Annotated in this window: 2 protein-coding genes; both read right to left on the bottom strand. The window is 58.3% G+C overall.

Annotated elements, in window-relative coordinates:
- Nucleotides 1–303, bottom strand: a 303-nt coding sequence (locus tag IE243_RS22885) for an RES family NAD+ phosphorylase (protein WP_191321202.1), incomplete at its 3' end; no start/stop codon positions are given.
- Nucleotides 300–737 carry an Xre family toxin-antitoxin system antitoxin gene (locus IE243_RS22880; RefSeq protein ID WP_191321574.1) on the bottom strand — a complete coding sequence of 146 codons (438 nt, stop codon included), beginning with the start codon at nucleotides 735–737 and terminating at the stop codon, nucleotides 300–302. The genes IE243_RS22880 and IE243_RS22885, both read right to left, overlap by 4 nt.
- Nucleotides 738–974 lie beyond the last annotated feature (237 nt).

The raw sequence follows: 974 nt of genomic DNA, 5'->3' as shown, positions 1-974 counted from the left end.
TACAGTTGGAGGACTGGCGTCCCATCCGGGCACCGAAGGTTCGGAAAGAACCTCGTAGGTGACCCCGGCCGGAATTGTAATTTCAACGTAGTGTTGGTTTGGCGGAATTTGGCCACTGCCGTAGACCAACTTTTCGAGGAGCGCTGTCGAAAAGTTCGCGGCAGCGTATATCACCGGGCTTCCAGGAGTGTTCCATCTTCCTGGAGCAATTGTGGAGCCCGTGGCATCGAAAATCGGGAAGGCGCCGTTGGGGTCACCGATGCGGTAGGCCTTGAGGGTCCGGTCCAGCTTTTGAGGGCTCAAGCCGCGACGCCGTATTTGAGCCGGGAGAGGATATCGAGCACCAGCTCCGTCCCGATTTCATTTCGCAAGGCGACTTCAACTGGCTTATTTCCCTGCAGCATTGCATGGGGTCTGAACAGGAAATCGCGGGCGGATACGTCGGTCTTCCACACGTCGCGGGCGAGGCTCCACACGCGGGCAAGCCGGGTCAGCTTGAGGCCTTCCTCTGCAGAAAGCCGGTGCGAAGTTCTTCGGCGGCCATAGCTCGCCTTTGGAACCACCCGGTACTTGAACAGTGCGTCATCAGGCGCAACAAGACCGGCTACACGGTCGAGCGCGGCAACGGGAAGGCCACGATCGATTGTTTCCATTAACGAAAACGGGGAAGTCGCCGTTGGCTGGCCCTTGAGGCCAAGAACGCTGCTGATGTCTGTGGCTGCGAACTGGGGATTCATCTCTTTCACCTCAACTGAGCCATTATATAGACCCAAGTGGCCCGAACGGCAATGAGAGGCCTGAGGGAACACCCAAAACTCCCTGCGCAGTTTGTGAGACGCGGGGACCTGGTCGGGGGCCATCTTCTCTAGGATATGCCAAGGTCACGGTAGCGGCGTGGAGACACGCCTGTAGCCGCTGTCCGCCGTCAGCGCCAATGGCACAGATTTGAGGTTGTGATTTAAGGAGGATCTGGG

Source organism: Camelimonas fluminis (genome assembly GCF_014656355.1).
In the GTDB taxonomy this organism is placed as follows: domain Bacteria; phylum Pseudomonadota; class Alphaproteobacteria; order Rhizobiales; family Beijerinckiaceae; genus Camelimonas; species Camelimonas fluminis.
This window is presented reverse-complemented; position numbering and strand designations above follow the sequence as displayed.